The organism is Halocatena pleomorpha, from assembly GCF_003862495.1.
Lineage (GTDB): Archaea > Halobacteriota > Halobacteria > Halobacteriales > Haloarculaceae > Halocatena > Halocatena pleomorpha.
Genome location: NZ_RRCH01000012.1, coordinates 34,226 through 49,969 on the forward strand (window position 1 = coordinate 34,226; position 15,744 = coordinate 49,969).

The 15,744-nt window shown below is 53.3% G+C and carries 13 protein-coding genes; 4 read left to right on the forward strand and 9 right to left on the reverse strand.

Annotation, left to right across the window (positions count from 1 at the left end):
- Nucleotides 1–121 precede the first annotated feature (121 nt).
- The 4 genes from EIK79_RS06085 to EIK79_RS06100 all read right to left on the reverse strand — a co-directional run bounded on the left by EIK79_RS06085 (nt 122) and on the right by EIK79_RS06100 (nt 5,389).
- Nucleotides 122–1,291, reverse strand: coding sequence for a glycosyltransferase family 4 protein (locus EIK79_RS06085; RefSeq protein WP_124954241.1), 1,170 nt, complete (start codon nt 1,289–1,291; stop codon nt 122–124).
- Between the two features lie 414 nt (nt 1,292–1,705).
- Nucleotides 1,706–2,275, reverse strand: a complete 570-nt coding sequence (locus EIK79_RS06090) for a DUF7344 domain-containing protein (protein ID WP_233737973.1) — start codon at nt 2,273–2,275, stop codon at nt 1,706–1,708.
- Between the two features lie 534 nt (nt 2,276–2,809).
- Nucleotides 2,810–4,144, reverse strand: a complete 1,335-nt coding sequence (locus EIK79_RS06095) for a sulfatase family protein (protein ID WP_124954242.1) — start codon at nt 4,142–4,144, stop codon at nt 2,810–2,812.
- 219 nt (nt 4,145–4,363) lie between these two features.
- Entirely contained in the window at nt 4,364–5,389 is a 1,026-nt protein-coding gene (locus EIK79_RS06100) for an alkaline phosphatase family protein (RefSeq protein WP_124954243.1), read from the reverse strand.
- Nucleotides 5,390–5,681: 292 nt separating this feature from the next.
- Here EIK79_RS06100 and EIK79_RS06105 point away from each other — a divergent pair, with 292 nt between their 5' ends.
- Nucleotides 5,682–6,257, forward strand: coding sequence for a hypothetical protein (locus EIK79_RS06105; protein ID WP_124954244.1), 576 nt, complete (start codon nt 5,682–5,684; stop codon nt 6,255–6,257).
- 91 nt (nt 6,258–6,348) lie between these two features.
- On the opposite strand, the gene EIK79_RS06110 is transcribed toward EIK79_RS06105, so the two are convergent.
- Both EIK79_RS06110 and EIK79_RS06115 read right to left on the reverse strand, forming a co-directional pair.
- Nucleotides 6,349–7,206: a universal stress protein gene (locus tag EIK79_RS06110; protein ID WP_124954245.1), complete on the reverse strand. Its 858-nt coding sequence runs from the start codon at nt 7,204–7,206 to the stop codon at nt 6,349–6,351.
- Between the two features lie 764 nt (nt 7,207–7,970).
- Nucleotides 7,971–9,293 (reverse strand): hemolysin family protein, encoded by a 1,323-nt coding sequence (locus EIK79_RS06115; RefSeq protein ID WP_124954246.1) that lies wholly within the window; start codon nt 9,291–9,293, stop codon nt 7,971–7,973.
- A 289-nt stretch (nt 9,294–9,582) separates the two neighbouring features.
- Between EIK79_RS06115 and EIK79_RS06120 the strand changes: the two genes are divergently transcribed.
- Nucleotides 9,583–10,227: an HD domain-containing protein gene (locus tag EIK79_RS06120; RefSeq protein ID WP_124954247.1), complete on the forward strand. Its 645-nt coding sequence runs from the start codon at nt 9,583–9,585 to the stop codon at nt 10,225–10,227.
- Nucleotides 10,228–10,417: 190 nt separating this feature from the next.
- Here the strand turns inward: EIK79_RS06120 and EIK79_RS06125 are convergent, their stop codons facing one another.
- Complete coding sequence (locus EIK79_RS06125; RefSeq protein ID WP_124954248.1) at nt 10,418–11,716, reverse strand: lactate racemase domain-containing protein; 1,299 nt, start codon at nt 11,714–11,716, stop codon at nt 10,418–10,420.
- 160 nt (nt 11,717–11,876) lie between these two features.
- Here EIK79_RS06125 and EIK79_RS06130 point away from each other — a divergent pair, with 160 nt between their 5' ends.
- The gene (locus EIK79_RS06130; protein WP_124954249.1) at nt 11,877–12,665 is read left to right on the forward strand and encodes an SDR family oxidoreductase; all 789 of its coding nucleotides are present in this window, start codon (nt 11,877–11,879) and stop codon (nt 12,663–12,665) included.
- Nucleotides 12,666–12,845: 180 nt separating this feature from the next.
- On the opposite strand, the gene sugE is transcribed toward EIK79_RS06130, so the two are convergent.
- Nucleotides 12,846–13,166, reverse strand: coding sequence for a quaternary ammonium compound efflux SMR transporter SugE (gene sugE, locus EIK79_RS06135; RefSeq protein WP_124954250.1), 321 nt, complete (start codon nt 13,164–13,166; stop codon nt 12,846–12,848).
- A 552-nt stretch (nt 13,167–13,718) separates the two neighbouring features.
- Here sugE and EIK79_RS06140 point away from each other — a divergent pair.
- Entirely contained in the window at nt 13,719–14,435 is a 717-nt protein-coding gene (locus EIK79_RS06140) for a DUF7504 family protein (protein WP_124954251.1), read from the forward strand.
- 52 nt (nt 14,436–14,487) lie between these two features.
- Here the strand turns inward: EIK79_RS06140 and EIK79_RS06145 are convergent, their stop codons facing one another.
- Entirely contained in the window at nt 14,488–15,522 is a 1,035-nt protein-coding gene (locus EIK79_RS06145; protein ID WP_124954252.1) for a DMT family transporter, read from the reverse strand.
- Nucleotides 15,523–15,744 lie beyond the last annotated feature (222 nt).

A 15,744-nucleotide genomic window follows, 5' to 3' on the forward strand; every position in this document is an offset into this window, starting at 1 on the left:
ACCTCGTTAGGACGTTCCGGCGGGATGTTCTGTCATGATCGTCCGGACTTGAGTTCGTTTAACGACGAGTTATACGACGGAATCGGCTGTTTCAAACTGTTTACAGAGGCGATGTGATCCGTTACTGTGTGTGATGTTCTTCGATTACGTGCTTATACACCTCGATATGGCGGTCGGCAATGTTCTCCCACGACAGTCGTTCGGCCTGTTGTGCGCTGTTGTGAGCCATCTCTGTCCGTCGCTCTTCGTTTTCGAGAAGTTCGGTGATGGCGTTTGCGAGTGCTGCCGGATCCGCAGGGGGAACGACCAACCCGGAATCTGATTCACCAACCTGCGTGGGAAAATCACCGATTGACGTGGTTACGACTGGTTTTCCGAAGGCGTAGGCTGTCGAGAGTGCACCGCTGTGACCCTTCGTGCCTTCTGTATGCGCTTCTCGATACGGTAACACGACAACCGCAGCCCGTGAAAAAAATTCACCCACAGTTTCGTTCGGGACAAAGTAGTTGTGAACCTCAAAACAGTCCCTTTCGTTCTCGATGATCCGTTTTGTTTCCGATGCGAGCCGACCATCCCCAGCGATGAGGAGCGTCACGTCGGGAATCTCTCGTTTTACCATCCTGACCGCTTCGGCCAGCACGTCGAGACCTTTTGCTGGAAAAATGTTCCCGAAAAAGAGTATCGTTGTCGGGTTTTCAGGATGTTGCTGATAGTCATGCTCTGTAAAGAACTCATAGACGCCGTGTGGGATAACTTCGATGTCAAGTCGACTAAGCCGGCGGGCGAACGTCGTCCGTTGCTGGTCGCTGTGAACGATGATCTGATCGAGATCAGCGTCCGGAATTGCTGTGTTGAGGAGTTCTTCTGCTGCTCCCAAGGGATTCGACACCGAGGTTACCGGGGGCGGGACTTCGTGGTAAGTTACCACCGTCGGATAGGCTGCGTCTAATCGGTAGAGCTTCGTGAAGAACTTCACCTGTGGGAAGAAATCTGTGGGATCGTGAATGATGTCTGGATCATACTCCCGAATCTGTTTTAGATTTCGGTAGGACGCTAACCCTCGCAGGTTGTTTGTAACTTCAAAGTCGAGTGAATACATATCAGGAATAGATATGTTCATACTTCTAAATATATTGACTGTTTCGACATCCTCCGAAAAGATGTCATCTGCTGTCGTCTCTGCTGGCTTAAACACCGTGACCTCGGCGTGACGGGCAACAGCGTTAGCGAGTTCTGCAGCGTAGTGTGGAAGTCCACCCTTGTTTTGAGAAAGCACGTACGCGATCTTCATGGCTCAAACGAACTCTCCAAGCGGCTTATATACTGTAGTTAGTTGGTATTTATTTGGTACAAACAGTGAATTGTTCGTCCCATTTGACAGAGCTAACCACTCGTTGAGACCCGTACTACGAGTGCATATCTATGTGTATTGCCGCTATAGCAGTGCCAATGAGAGGCAGATTCATTGGGTGCGTAAATCACTAGCATACAGATGTATAAAATGATTGGGTACTATAAGTTATTACAAACTGTCCATTCCGTCCTCTTCGTCTTTCCAGGGCTAAAACCCAAGGCAGTAAAGCGAAATGTACTGATAGTGTTGTTCTACCTTCTGGTGCTCGGTATCGGTGTCTCATTATACATCCACAGCGCGCACTTTTGGTCGATACTCTCCGTCGAAAGCTGGTTGTGGTAACGAGTAGCGTTAGTCGTTATCTCGGGGACGGAGCACGTCGAGATAGATCGACTCGTGACTCACTCGTTGGTACAGTGCAGAGAGACCGAGCAACGCAAAGAACAGTATCGCCCATTCTGTTGCTGAGAGCGCGGCAAACACTGGAAATCTCACGTTCGAAAGCGTGATTACTATCAATGCTACTACTCCCACAGTTAGATAGTACGTTGCCCAAGTAACGTCATCAGCTGAAACCACTTCCATGTAAAGAGTAACTTGTTGGAACCTCTCGGCTTGTGCGACAATCTTCCGGTCAACGTGGTACTCGACAATTCCAAGCTCATCCAGCTTTGGCAAGTGGGTTTGGTGTAAGGAGTTATAGACGCTTTCTCTGATGTTCCGGGGCGGTGGTGTCTCGCCTGTTTCGACAGCTGCCACCTTTTCGGACAACTCCCGCAACGATATCGGTTTCCGTGTTTGTTGAAGTTGTTCTAGCACCCATGTCCGTCGTCTATTCCGGAGTACATCGTGGATTTCATACTTCGTGAGTTGGGGTGTCCCCTGAACGCTAGCCATCGATGCTTGTTCGTTGATTTTCATCGGCAACGTGGTGGTTAATATTGTTTTCCGTTGTGCGCTCCTCAATCCGTTCATTCATACCGTCTGTCTCATACTAAAACGAGGGCGCCGATAGCGTCGTCTTCGTGCAGTTCGTGAACGTGTTTGTGCATATTCACTTCCACAAACGAACGATACACGTTCCATCATCGGCGTGGGTGATCTCGTGATATACACAGTGTGTCGATGACATTGGCTACTTTCCATTATATGAGTATTTGATTGTATATCTATGTAATAAGCTTTCTGCCCACTGTTAAGAATACTTATGATTATGGAAAACAACGTCGGCAAGCTAATTCTCAATATCACAAAATATAAAATAAATAATACACACAAAAATATTATCTATAATATAACAAATTAAAAACATTATATTTTAATATATTTATTTCGGGGGTTGACGATAGCCACGCTGTTTTTCTGACTGATTTCGACCCGAACCGACCACGGCAGTAGGTACGCAAGTACTACGCATGGTCTCACGGGTTCTTCGCTCGTCGTTCGGGACCGCGATTATATTTGGGGAAGTAATTCATCGTAATCTGCAGGTGGAACAGGTCCTTCGAGCAGCGGGTCGGATGTGTTTCTCATCCAACGCACCAACCGTCCTCGAAGTTGGTCGCGGACGTGTTCGTACTGCGGATCGTTGACCAAGTTGGTTTGCTCGTACGGATCTTCCTCAAGATCATACAGTTCTTCGTAGGGTCGTCGCCCGGATCGCAGTTGTTCGTGGACCTCACGGCCAGCCTTGCTTTTTAAGATATCGTCCGTGAAGTAGATCAATGGTAGGTGCCAGAAGTTTCTAATGTATTTGTATTGATTGGTCCGGATTGCCCGCATTGGATTGTACGTATCGTGCCAAGTCATTTCGGCAAACAAGTTATCGCGGGGGTAGTACACCTCTTCGGTTAACAGGGGCAGGAAACTCTGTCCCTCGATCGTTTCTGGAACGTCCTCACCGAGTAGATTGAGCAAGGTGGGAAGCACGTCAACGTTACTCACGAGTTCATCACACCGTTGTCCGCTGTCGATTACGTCCGGATACCGCATGACGAGAGCAGCCTCAATACCGGTATCATAACATGTCCCTTTCGCCCGGGGGAAAGCGATCCCGTGTTCGGTCGTGAATATGACGAGCGTTTCATCAGCGAGTTGCGCCGCTTCGAGTGCGATGGTGATCGTGCCTACTGCGTCGTCGATCGCCCGAATCATTCCGTGCATCGCGGCGATATCCTCTCTGATACCTTGTTTGTCGGGAAGATACGCTAGTGGTTCGACTTCGCTGGGATCGGCAGCCTCATACTCCGCGTCCACGAATCCGTACAGTCCGTTGTTCTGTCTGCGGTGGGTTTCGAAAAACCCGATCGAGGCGAAAAACGGTTCCTCGAACGTGTCCTTCTCGAAGAAGACATCAATCGTGTCAGCGATATCCCGCGCCCGGTTGATTTCGTGGATCGCAGGTGAGACGGCTGGTGAGAGGCTTCCGCCGGAATGGATGTGTTTGTATCCGAGTCGATCGAGATTGTCGGTGACGTGCTGTAACCCAAACAAGTGTGTACTGTATCCGCTCTGATTTAGGTACTCTGGCAGTGTCTGCTCGTTGGGATGCAGATCCCAGTCTTCGTGAGCCAACCCCATCAGACCATTAACGTGTGGGTATCGGCCAGTCATCAAACTCCCACGGCTCGGTGAACACTGCGGGGCCGTCGCGTAGTGGTTTTCGAAGAGGACACCCTCGTTGGCGAGTGCATCGATGTTCGGCGTGTCGACATCCTGCCCGTAACAGCCGAGATACTGGCCGAGGTCGTGACAATGGATCAAAAGGATGTTCGGTGTATTGTTCGCCATTATTCCGTGTATGAGCTATGCATGATTAATGGTTATGCTGGCTTGTTCCAGCACACGGCATCTCCGGCGGACGGTACAGATACGGTGCAGAAACCCTTCTATCTTTTTCAACCACTCCGTAGTACACAGTGGGCTGGTGCCACCAGCTTTCGATTACAAGCGTATGCTTGTAACGGTCGTGTGTACGGGTTGGGACTGTCGACAGCAGCATTGACGCAGTTATAGATAGCCCAAATTGTCTAGCTGGCTTCTCACGTCTTCGGCTGTACGAGCTTGCGTGCCGTCGGTTCCCGCGTATTCCGATCTGAGTGCGGGTTCGTCGACGGTTGGATTGCTCGTCGTGACAGCTTCGATCACGGAACGGATGTCATAGACGGACGCCGCGCCGTCAAGGAGGTGTTTCTCGGTAGTGCCAAAAAACGCGGCGTGTGTGTGCTCTCCTTCTTGCAGACCGTGATCAGAGACACACATCAGCCGATCGCTTTCCTGCAGGGAGTGTTTGATTTCCTCCGTCCACTTTGCGGCCATTCGGTAGGCGCGTTCTTGCCACCCTGAATCAGTTTCGGCTGCGACGGGCGCAACATGACCGATCGTATCAAGAAATCCCAACCAGACGAAGATGAGATCGTATTCGCGCTGGATGGCTGAATGGACGACGCCGAGCTTTCCTAACGCTTCGGTAGCGAGGCGCTCTTCGAGTTGAGAGAGCGATGCTGTTGGAACGGGTTGAGTGTTCCCATTGCCGGTATCTTTGATGTTGAGGAATTTTTTGAGGTGAGCGCCTCGATCGAAAACGATTCCGAGTTCGTCGTCGGCTGGCACTCGGTAGTTCGGGATCGCAACGGGGCGAGCTGTTCGCCCGTCGAACACCGTCGAGATGCCCTGTGAATCGTAGTAGTCCGCGGATTTGAAATCGAACTGCATACCTTGGTTCTGGAGCCGTCGCCCGAACTTGGCCCGGATGCGTCGGGGAACGATCCCCTTGGCCGTTCGACTGACCGCCGCAACGGCCGGGTTCTTCCAGTCGACACCGTTTTTCGATTCGACGTGAATCCCGTGTTCCTCCGGTGGTACTCCTGTAATGATCGACGGCCACACCTCGTAGGTGTGGGGTTCACCGAGATGCGGATTGTCGAATGTTTCGAGCTGCGAGCAATACGGCCCGAACGTTTCTGTGAGCCCGAACGTTTCGACTAATTCGTAGTCTAGAGCATCCCATCCTAGCACAATCGTCATTCCATCCATATCAAGATTTGACGTATGTCTTCTATTACTCTTTGGCTTGCAGTGGCAGCTACGTTCAGCGCTATAGGCCCTGTGTCGGGCGAAAATCGGGTTCTAGTGCCCTGATCTCGGATTCGCTGTTAGTCGTTGAGTGCCGACGGCACTCCGTCTGTTCTCCTGACTCACGCGATAGTCCTGTTTCGTCGGCTACTCGAATCAGACCTGAAAAGAGCTGTATCGCGGTTATCCTTTCTGAAACTGAGGTATTAGCCGACGAATCCTTTTGTCGGTCAACGCCGTACCCTCTGTTGTGATGAACGCCCAGGCCGAGGACTCGACAAAGGATAGTATCGGTGGTAGCCTGAACTGGTTGCTCGGCGGTGCTGTCGGGGGCGTCGTCGGAGCGTTGATTTTCGGTGGACTGCTGTGGATGATTGATCCGGAAATCGTGATCGAGACCATTCCAGCCATATATGGATTATCGCCCGCCGGCCCTCTCGGATGGGTATTTCATTTGACACACGGTCTCGTTCTCGGTATCGTCTTCGGCTTTCTCGTTTCTCGATCCGTGATCTTTACTACCCTGACTGCTGATGTGGAGACAGATATCATTGCAACGACGGGTCCTCGGCTACGATTCATCGCCGCCGGAATCGTCTACGGGCTTGCTGTTTGGACCGTGCTGCCGGTGACTGCCTTGTCGATTTGGATAGCGGTCGGTGGCGTGAACGATCCTGCGTTTCCGGCGACCGCCATCGAAAGCCTTCTCGGACACGTGCTGTACGGACTCCTTCTCGGGGCACTCTTCTCGATCCTTGTCGACATAACTCCGGAAGCCGAGGAATCTGACGCCCCGTTCAGGGAAGCCTCTGATCCACCACGGAAGTAACAGTCGGGTCTGCCGTGACGATTGGTATCAGTTATACATGGTTTCGGTCTTTTCTCTGCGGACTGTTTCGACGGAGACGACCGATGGGCGGTTATGTGACGACGACGAGCACCGGTATGTCTACTGTCTGCAAAACGTGGTCCGTAACGCTTCCGAGCGTCTGGCTGGCCAGGTTCGATTTCCCTTCTGAGGCGATAACGAGCAGATCAATTCCGCTTTCGGTAATGTACTCACTGATAGCTGTATGCGACGTTCCTCGTACCACAGACGATTCTACCGTGATAGCTGGGTCGTCGATGTGTCGTGCGAGTCGCTCGACTGCTGTTTGACCATCTGCTTCGAGTCGTTCGATGAATTCGGTAGTCACCCCGCCGGCGTCAAAGACACCTGCTTGTGCCTGCACGTCGGCAACGTTGAGTAGATGCAGTGTCCCGTCCACGTGTTGCGTAATGCTGACACCGTACGGGAGTGCGCGTTCAGCGTTTTCACTTCCGTCCGTCGTGAGAAGGATATCGTCGTAAGCATCTGTGGCGGCGACTTCCGCTGCGACGGTCGCCACTGGTGTATTGGTCCGGCGCAACACGCGATCAGTGATGGTCCCGAGCAGGTGCTCCCCGAATCCGCTTCGATCACGACGGCCCATCACGACGAGATCTATATCGTTCTCGTCTATATGCTCAGCAATGGACGTGGGCGATTGTCCTTCGACGAGATGGGTGTCGCAGTCGACATCCCCATTGCAAGCGATTTTCGATATTTCATCGAGTATTTCGCGCCCTCGCTCCTTCTTCTCTTCTACCTGTGACCTGTTTCGTATCCGGGAACCGCTTTCGAAGACGTGGAGTATATCGATACGTGCGTCGTAGTACTCTGCGATCTTCCGTCCGAACGCGGCGGCGCGCTTCGCACTTTCACTTTCGCCTGCTGGTATGAGTATCGTATCGAACATGACCTTTCCTCACTAGTTGTTATTTGTCCCCCACAGAAAAGATATTTTCGGATCTGAATATAATTCATCAATGGGGTGGGAACCGATTACAATGGTCTCCGATTCCTTCGCCAAAATCTCCTTGACTGTGCTATAGCTATTTCGATACACCCGTTGTGACCGTGGAGGTGGGTTGAGGTGACTCGTCTTAGTAGTCTTATCCTATATCTCTTTTCCACACAAATACTAGATATTGGTGAGGTGATATATAAATTTTAATAATGTTGTATATGATCGAGAGGTTCCACTCCTGTCAGACTGTGTTGGTTGTTCGCATTCAGTATGGGCCGTTGTGCGGTCTATCCATCTAATGAGTACTTACCGGTGCTCGCCGTTTCTCTGGTCGACACTCAGCGATGCCGTCTTGTGTAGCAGATTTAATCAGTTCATTCGGTGGGCTGGATCGCCTCATGGTCACTCCGAAGGATACGATCGGAATCATGATCGTTCCTGTAATATAATAATGATATTTATTATTGTAATATCGTCCTGTTCTGTTGTATAGGACAACATATAATGTTCAGGGAATCCACTGTTGTGGGTGGCTAGAGGGTGTGTCTGCCCGTGTTGTCAACTGGGAATTCGCTCCGCTGTACGTCGGATACGTCGCTGTCGTTCCTTCCAGGCTATCGATCTCCTCGTCAGACTCCCGATCGTGAGAAAATCCATATCAGGGCCTGCTGGCTGCTTCTACGAATCAGCGCCGACGCGTTCCGCGTGGGACGTTATGAGTCCTCCGTCTGTTCTGCCGGGCGGATCACGACCGACGCGATTCGAGCTCCTTCCACCTCAGCGACCGAAAGCACGTAGTCATCGACAGTGATCCGGTCTCCGACATCGGGTGCTCGGCCCAACTGGTCCAAAACAAGACCACCGATAGTTCCGAACTCGTCGGTCTCGAAGTCAGTGTCCAGTCGTTCGTTGACTGCAGAGACGGTTACGGCTCCATCGACGACGTAGGCGTCTTCACGACGGTCGATCGATGGTTCGTCGGTGTCAAACTCATCGCGGATGTCGCCGACGACCTGCTCAATGATGTCTTCGATGGTCACGAGTCCTTCAAAGACACCCCACTCGTCGATCACTACAGCCATCTGTCCTCGTTCGCGCTGGAACTGAGCCAAGATGTCAGAAATTGGTGTAGTTTCTGGCACGACTGGTATGTCACGAACGATGTCTCTGGCTGTCGTGTCGGGGCTTCTGTCGTCGGATTCGGTCGCTCGCAACACGTCCTTAACGTCGATGAAACCGATCACCTGATTCGGGTCCTCGGCGTCAAGGACGGGATACCGGGTGTGGTCTGCCTCCAAAATCAGCGAGCGGACCTCTGCCAGCGATCGATCACTCTCGATCGTCACGACATCTGGTCGGGGAACCATCACGGCTCGGGCGGTCGTGTCGTCGAGCATGAATACCCGTTCGATCATCTCCACCTCGGTCGTATCGATCTGTCCCTCACGACCGGCCCGGCTCAGCACGGTCCTGATCTCCTCTTCGGTGAGTGTCTCCTCACTTTCCGAAGCTGGTGGGATTCCGATCAGTCGTGTGAAACGATTCGCTGTTCCATTGAAGAGTATAATCCCAGGAACGAACAGGTAATAAAAGAGCTTCATCGCGGGTGAGACGACCAAAGCGATCCGCTCGGGCTGAGCGATAGAGATCGTTTTGGGTGCGAGCTCACCGAAGACGACGTGAAGGAACGTGATGACGCTGAATCCGACGGCGAAGGCGACGAGATGAAGTACGCTTTCAGGAAGGACTGGTGTCAACACCGGTTCGAGAAGGGCTGCAACAGCCGGTTCACCGAGCCAGCCGAGACCGAGTGAGGCGATGGTGATCCCGAGTTGCGTCACCGCCAGGTAGTCATCGAGGTTGTCCACTGCTTCTTGGAGCGTTGCCGATCCGGTTCGACCCTCGTCGACGAGTTGCTTAACCGCCGATGAACGCACGCGCACGTATGCAAATTCCGCGGCGACGAAGAAGCCGTTCATGAACACCAGTATGAGTGCTCCGACGAGTCGCGTGACAGAGACAATGATATCTACCATCGTTTCTCGTGAGTTTCCTGTGTAATCATGAATTCTGTCAACGTGAGAGTTGTCTCGACTGTCCCTGTCGAACTCAGTGTGTGCATACCTCTCAGTAGCTACTGCAGGGTAAATAGTTCCGTGGAACTGCGACTGTGATCCTCCGCGTCAGTGGACTGCCGCCGGCTACGATCCATTGCCACTAGATCGTTCGGCGCGTGCTTTTGTTTCAATTACTAATTCACTTGGTGTAATGTGTCTGACCATTTTCGATACAGTTTTACGGACGTTTCTTGATACTCGTCTTACGATGATTGAGAGTATTCGGTCTATCGCCCGAACCTACTTTCGGCCCGAAATGAACCCTGCGCACGATTGGTTTCATGTACAGAGAGTCGAGAGGAATGCTGATGAACTCCTACGCGACTATCCTCACGTGGATGCAACGCGTATCCGGCTTTCGGTGCTGCTTCATGATATCGGCCGAGCGAAAGAGGACCGAGGCGACATCGAGGACCATGCTGAATGGGGAGCGACCGAAAGCGCACGAATTCTCGACGAACACGGTGCCAGCGAGGAGACGATCGATGCTGTCACTCACTGTATTCGCGCACACCGCTATTCCACCCACATCGCTCCCAAGACCACTGAAGCGAAGATCGTTAGCGACGCGGACAACCTCGATGCGCTCGGAGCGATCGGGATTGCACGCTGCTTCACTTACGGAGGCGAACGAGGCTTGTCGATACACAACCCATCGTTGCCGCCCGAAGAGGACGCCTCGACTGCTGGAACGACGCAGTTCAACCACCTTTATAATAAAATCCTCGACCTTCCGAACCGGATGTACACCGACGCCGGAAAAGAACTCGCTGAAGAACGAAGCGAATTCGTAAGGAGATTCACACAACGATTCAAAAAAGAGACAACGGGACGGTCGACTGAATCACATTAAGACTGTTATCCGGGTTGCAGTCTCTGACGATTAAGGTTCAGTATAGCGGTATTCAATTCATTTTATCCAGCCACGATCGAAAACCTGTGGTGAACGCGACAAAGGGGTGATTGGCACGAGATTACATCATTACTATTGTAATTGGCATCCCGAATCCATCTCGCATCATCCCTTTTGGCACTATCCAATCTTAACCGCGTTCCGTCGAAATAAACCGCGCTTTGCCGTCGTCGAAGCGGAGTGTCACGGTCCCTTCTGTGCGGACAGCTCCGGGTGACTCTTCTGCGAGCGCCGTTGAGACCCGAAACGAGGAGAGCTGGTCGGTCGTTCGTATCCAGGCGACGCGGATCGTTCGTGGATCGTACGGACCGACAGTAGAGACCGCACCACGCAGTGCGTGCTCCTCGTCGGGAAGCACGACCGGAAGGCGGGCTTTCGAGAGGGAGCTACTCGTGAGCGCGTTCGTGTACATCTGATCGAAATCGAGTTGTTCTACCACGTTCCGGGTTGTAACGTCGGCAAGGCCGATCCCTTGTCCGTTGCCGTGTGTCGATTCGGTCAGTCCGAGGACGACGATCCGATCGATGTCGGGCGTCGCCGGGTCTTCCGTGTTGAGTACCTGATAGCGACCGATGACGTTCGTATCCATCCCGGCACCGCTGATATCTTTCCCGATCTTCTCGACGACGAGTACGTCGAGATCGTCATACGGCAACGTCGGCATCTGTTTGGCGGCACGTTCTAACAGGGCTGTTTCTCCATCGGGAAGCGCCGTCGCTCGAAGCGACTCGACCGCCGCGGTTCGGTCATTGAAGTTCTCGACGATAGCGATACCTCCCAGGAATGGAGTCCGTTCCCGAACGACTGAAAACGCCTGTTCGAGTGCCTTGACGTATCCCTCGGCCAGTGCTTGGTTGTGGATTGCTTGCGCTCCAGACTGTTTTCCTAATCCGACTGTCGACATCTTGACAAGACCGCTTTCGAACCGACCGGTAAAGTTCGTGTGGGGTTTCACCCGATTAACGACGATGATTCCGTCGGCCGACAGGGCTGCTGTTGCGAAGTGGACGGCGTCACCCGTTGGCGTCTCACCGATCACTGTCGTCTCCATGCTGGCGTCGATTCGACAGCCCACTTGATCGGCCGTCAGACCGAGCTCTGCGAGCGTTCGGCGCTGTCCCTCGGCTGTGGCTCCGCCGTGGCTTCCCATTGCTGGTACGACGATCGGTGTATAACCGGCTTCTTGTAGCGTCTTGACGATTCTCGACGTGATCGGTACGATGTCGTGGACGCCACGGCTTCCGAGTCCGACGGCGATCGATCCACCGTGTGGCACACGATCCAACGGGAGATCATAGATCGCGTTTTCGGCTACCGTCGCTGGGTTCTCAAGCACCGGTGTCGGTGGCTCGTAGCGAACGTCGACGAACTCAGGAAACTCGGGATCGGGAAGCACACCGGTGAACACGTCGGCTGTGGGAAATTCCATGCTGTGTGTCTATTTCTGGTACACGTTCGGATATCTTATAAGGGTGGTGCTCCAATGAAACGACTCGAATTATTGATGGTATCTCTCTCGTCTTCGGTCGCTACGCCTCACAGGTTGCCTGTTGAGAAACTCTTTCAATAATCACACGACATGCTGTGGTATGGATCTACAGATCGACGGAAACGTTGCGTTGGTGACGGCGTCTTCAAGTGGACTCGGAAAGGCGTCAGCGACGGCACTCGCGCGTGAAGGGGCGAACGTCGTCATCAACGGGCGGGACGAAGAACAGTTACGGCAGGCAAAAGCGGAAATCGAAGCGGTTGCGGACGGTGACGTTCGTTCGATCGCAGGGGACATCACCAACAGCGACGACATCACCACGCTCGTCGAGGAAACGGTCGAGGAATTCGGACGACTCGATCATCTCATAACGAGTGCCGGCGGCCCTCCGTCGGGAGCGTTCCTCGAAACGGACGACGAAGATTGGCACGAAGCGTACGAACTCCTCGTGATGAGCGTCGTTCGACTCGCGCGCGAGTCCCATCCGTATCTCCGTGATGATGGTGGTGGAACCATCGTGACCATCACTTCACGAAGCGTCAAAGAAGCCCTTGACAGTCTCGTGTTGTCGAATTCGGTTCGAATGGGTGTTATCGGCCTTGAGAAAACGCTTGCCACGGAATTCGCTCCGGAAGTCCGTGCAAACGCCGTATTGCCCGGCTCCCACGAAACCGCCCGTATCGAGGAACTCGTCAACCAAGCGGTCGAACGCGGTGAGTACGATTCCTACGAGGCTGGAATGGACGATTGGGCAAACAATCCTCTGGACCGTATCGGGGATCCGATGGAACTCGGCAACGCGGTCGCGTTTCTCTCCTCACCGGTGTCGGGATACATCAATGGAACAGCGATTCCGATCGACGGCGGTTCCACTGGAGCGAACCTGTAACGGATATTTTGGCGTTCCAGGGGTAACCACGAGTCAACGGCTATAGGTTACTAATATTATCATTCTAGTCATGTGGTAGGATATGAGTAATGGAATACATATTATACTTTCTTACGCCGTTTTTAGATACAAACTGATCGCTCTGTTTTTTCCGTGTAAAGCATCTGTTTCGGGCATTGGTCAGTGGCTACCAGTGAATTTCAGTCCGATGACGCCCGTGATGATGAGTCCGATGAAGAGAAACCGCGTCACGTTTCGGGGCTCGTCGAAGAGAACAACACCAGCAATAGCAGTTCCGACTGCACCGATCCCCGTCCAAACGGCGTAAGCCGTTCCGATCGGAAGAACTTTGACTGCTTGTGCGAGCAATCCCATACTGATAACCATTGCACCGACGGTCAGTACGCTAGGGATGGGTCGGGTGAACCCCTTCGTGTATTCGAGACCGACCGCCCATCCGATTTCGAAGAGGGCAGCTGTGAGAAGATATGTCCACGACATCGCAGGTACTTCTACCGAGAGAGGGATATAGATTGTCGATTCACTTGTTGTCTACCTGATGGCTCGTTCTGGCGATCTGAAGAATTTTCGTTGCTACTGAAATTCGAACATTTTGCTGGCGATTGCTTTTTGATCGGAGCGACCAGCGTCTCGATCGCGTTTCGGAATTTGTCCGTTTAGTGCCGATGGGACTGTGTACACGAACAGTGACCGACTGTGCTGCTTCAAATCGGTTGATCGGCACTTTTGATGAATCACACCAGTCAACATCTCTATATTATTAGCAATTGGTACGGAGACTTCACTCTAAAACGAATGCAAATGATCTCTATACGTCATGAACAATCAAGTCAGACAGTACTCTGTGTAGATACGACTATGTATTGATCCTGAGCGTCGCTCAACTGCTCCATTCGATCTGAACGGCACGAGATTAATCGTCTCCTAGAAAATGGACTAGCAGTTATGTCTACTATCTACTACCGGTAAGCTTAGGAAAACAACTCATGTTTCGGCAGTTTAATATTTCTATATGTGTATTATATAAATACCATGGGAGATGTGCCCCGCGGTCCGGTTTCTTCGAGCCGTGAAACGGCTCAGAATCGGGATTTATTCGCTGTCGAACTCATGGGACTCAAACGCCGTGGATGTTGTGTCCTCGTGACCGGATCCGTTAGCGAACGGGTGCGTGCCGCCCAATCTCGCCGGCTCTTCGGCGAGAGCGACACGTCTCGGCAGCGAATACTGATATTTACGGAACAAGCCTCCAGTCCCACAGCCCAGTATCTGCCTGACGGCATCCCGTCGACGCATCCCTCCGTGCGCATACTCGATTACACGGACCTCGTTGCTGATATGGCGGGAGATATCAGCTCTTCACAACAATCACTGGCGGACGTTGATCCGGACACACCAGAATCAATGACAGGTCTCTGTGTACTCCTGTGTGATCCGGTCTGTGACGCCGTTCCGAGCGATTCCCTTCCCCCTGGCGAACTTCGCCTCGGGATCACTACGCTTGGCACGCTCGTCGAGACTGACGGTCTCTCAGCAACCCGAGCGTTCGTTCGCTCGATCCGCTCCGATATCTTAGCTGCCAATGGGATGGGTCACTTCCATTTCCCAGACGATCCCGATCCGGAACTACTCGCCGCATTGGATCCCGTGATCGACATTCACATCGAACTCCGGCAATCCGATGATGTTCCGGAACATCGCTGGCATCTGCTCGGAACGGAGCATTCGACCGGCTGGCTCCGACTGTGACAGCGGCTCCGGCTTCGAGACTTGTGACGCTAGCTCCCAAGCGTGGTTTCGATCAGTCGCTCTGAGTGACGGTAGCGTCCTCATCAAGGCGATCGTCAGCGCCACCGCTGTCTGCAGTCCGATCGTGACTGCTGTGTCCACTGCCTTGCCGACGGACGCGACGGCGCGCCGTGACGGCCGCTGACCGAGCGAGAGCCGGGTAATCTAGCGTTTCGCTACCGATGACGGTGAAGCCACCGAAGATGATGAGGAAGCCGGCGACGGCGACCCCCGAGAGCCCTTCACCGAGCAGCGCCCAGCCGCCGATTGACGCAACGACCGGAACGACGTAGAAGACGAGATTCGCGTGGATCGCACCAGTCGTATCGATGAGGTCGAAGTACGTAACGTACGCGACACCACCGGCGAAGACGCCGAGGTACGCGACTGCAGCCACAGCTGACGGTGTCCACGTGACACTTGCTGTTGACTCACCAGCAGCGATGCTCAGTAGATGGGCGAACACAGCGGCAAGCGGAAGCCCCCACGCCGTCCGAACCGTTGGCGAGAGTTCGCCGCCCGCCCACCGGATGAGGACGCTTCCGAGCGCACCGGCCGTCGCGGCAGCGAGCAACACCGCTTTGCCAACGACGCTCCCACCCAACAGGTTCGCTGGGTCAGGGCTGACGACGAGTGCGACGCCTGCTAACCCGAGCATCATTCCGACGGCACCCCTGTGTGTGAGACGTTCGTCCGAGACCAACACTGCTGCGAAGACTGGTGTCAAAATCGGGTTCAAACTGGCGATAATCGAGGCGACACCGCTGGTGACGTGCTGCTGGCCGACGAAGATCAAGGCGTTCGTCGCTCCGATCGTGACTATTCCGGTCGCAACAATAGCGACGATGTCATCACGCGTTTGTGGCTGCAACGCTGTGGACGGGAACCGCCAGATGGCGTACCCACCAAGCACGAGCGCCGCGATGTCAAACCGCAACGCCAGTAGTAACAGTGGTGGCAGATAGGCGAGACCGGCTTTGGCACTAACAAACGTGCCGCCAAAGAACACACCTGTGATCAAGAAGAAAAGAACTGTCCGTCGATCCATTCAGCAACCGACCCCCGGTGTTTCCGTCCAGTTCGATCGAACGAGGACGGTACACCAAAAGTCAAATCTTCTATACATTCTGTGTTGTTCTACGGACGGGAGAGGTATAGCTCCATTCAGAAAACGTTGCACTCTGGGGTGACTACCGCGTACCGAGCGGTGTCTGCAGATGCTGAAAGAATTTCACAGGACGAAAACGGTTTTCGGATGGCCGTCCGATGG

Excerpts from the sequence above, each read along its gene's own strand:
- EIK79_RS06110 (WP_124954245.1), bottom strand. The coding sequence starts at position 7,206 with ATGTTCGATACGATACTCATACCAGCAGGCGAAAGTGAAAGTGCGAAG.
- EIK79_RS06120 (WP_124954247.1), top strand. The coding sequence starts at position 9,583 with ATGATTGAGAGTATTCGGTCTATCGCCCGAACCTACTTTCGGCCCGAA.
- EIK79_RS06130 (WP_124954249.1), top strand. The coding sequence starts at position 11,877 with ATGGATCTACAGATCGACGGAAACGTTGCGTTGGTGACGGCGTCTTCA.
- EIK79_RS06100 (WP_124954243.1), bottom strand. The coding sequence starts at position 5,389 with ATGGATGGAATGACGATTGTGCTAGGATGGGATGCTCTAGACTACGAA.
- EIK79_RS06085 (WP_124954241.1), bottom strand. The coding sequence starts at position 1,291 with ATGAAGATCGCGTACGTGCTTTCTCAAAACAAGGGTGGACTTCCACAC.
- EIK79_RS06090 (WP_233737973.1), bottom strand. The coding sequence starts at position 2,275 with ATGAAAATCAACGAACAAGCATCGATGGCTAGCGTTCAGGGGACACCC.
- EIK79_RS06140 (WP_124954251.1), top strand. The coding sequence starts at position 13,719 with ATGGGAGATGTGCCCCGCGGTCCGGTTTCTTCGAGCCGTGAAACGGCT.
- EIK79_RS06095 (WP_124954242.1), bottom strand. The coding sequence starts at position 4,144 with ATGGCGAACAATACACCGAACATCCTTTTGATCCATTGTCACGACCTC.
- EIK79_RS06145 (WP_124954252.1), bottom strand. The coding sequence starts at position 15,522 with ATGGATCGACGGACAGTTCTTTTCTTCTTGATCACAGGTGTGTTCTTT.
- EIK79_RS06125 (WP_124954248.1), bottom strand. The coding sequence starts at position 11,716 with ATGGAATTTCCCACAGCCGACGTGTTCACCGGTGTGCTTCCCGATCCC.
- EIK79_RS06105 (WP_124954244.1), top strand. The coding sequence starts at position 5,682 with ATGAACGCCCAGGCCGAGGACTCGACAAAGGATAGTATCGGTGGTAGC.
- EIK79_RS06115 (WP_124954246.1), bottom strand. The coding sequence starts at position 9,293 with ATGGTAGATATCATTGTCTCTGTCACGCGACTCGTCGGAGCACTCATA.
- sugE (WP_124954250.1), bottom strand. The coding sequence starts at position 13,166 with ATGTCGTGGACATATCTTCTCACAGCTGCCCTCTTCGAAATCGGATGG.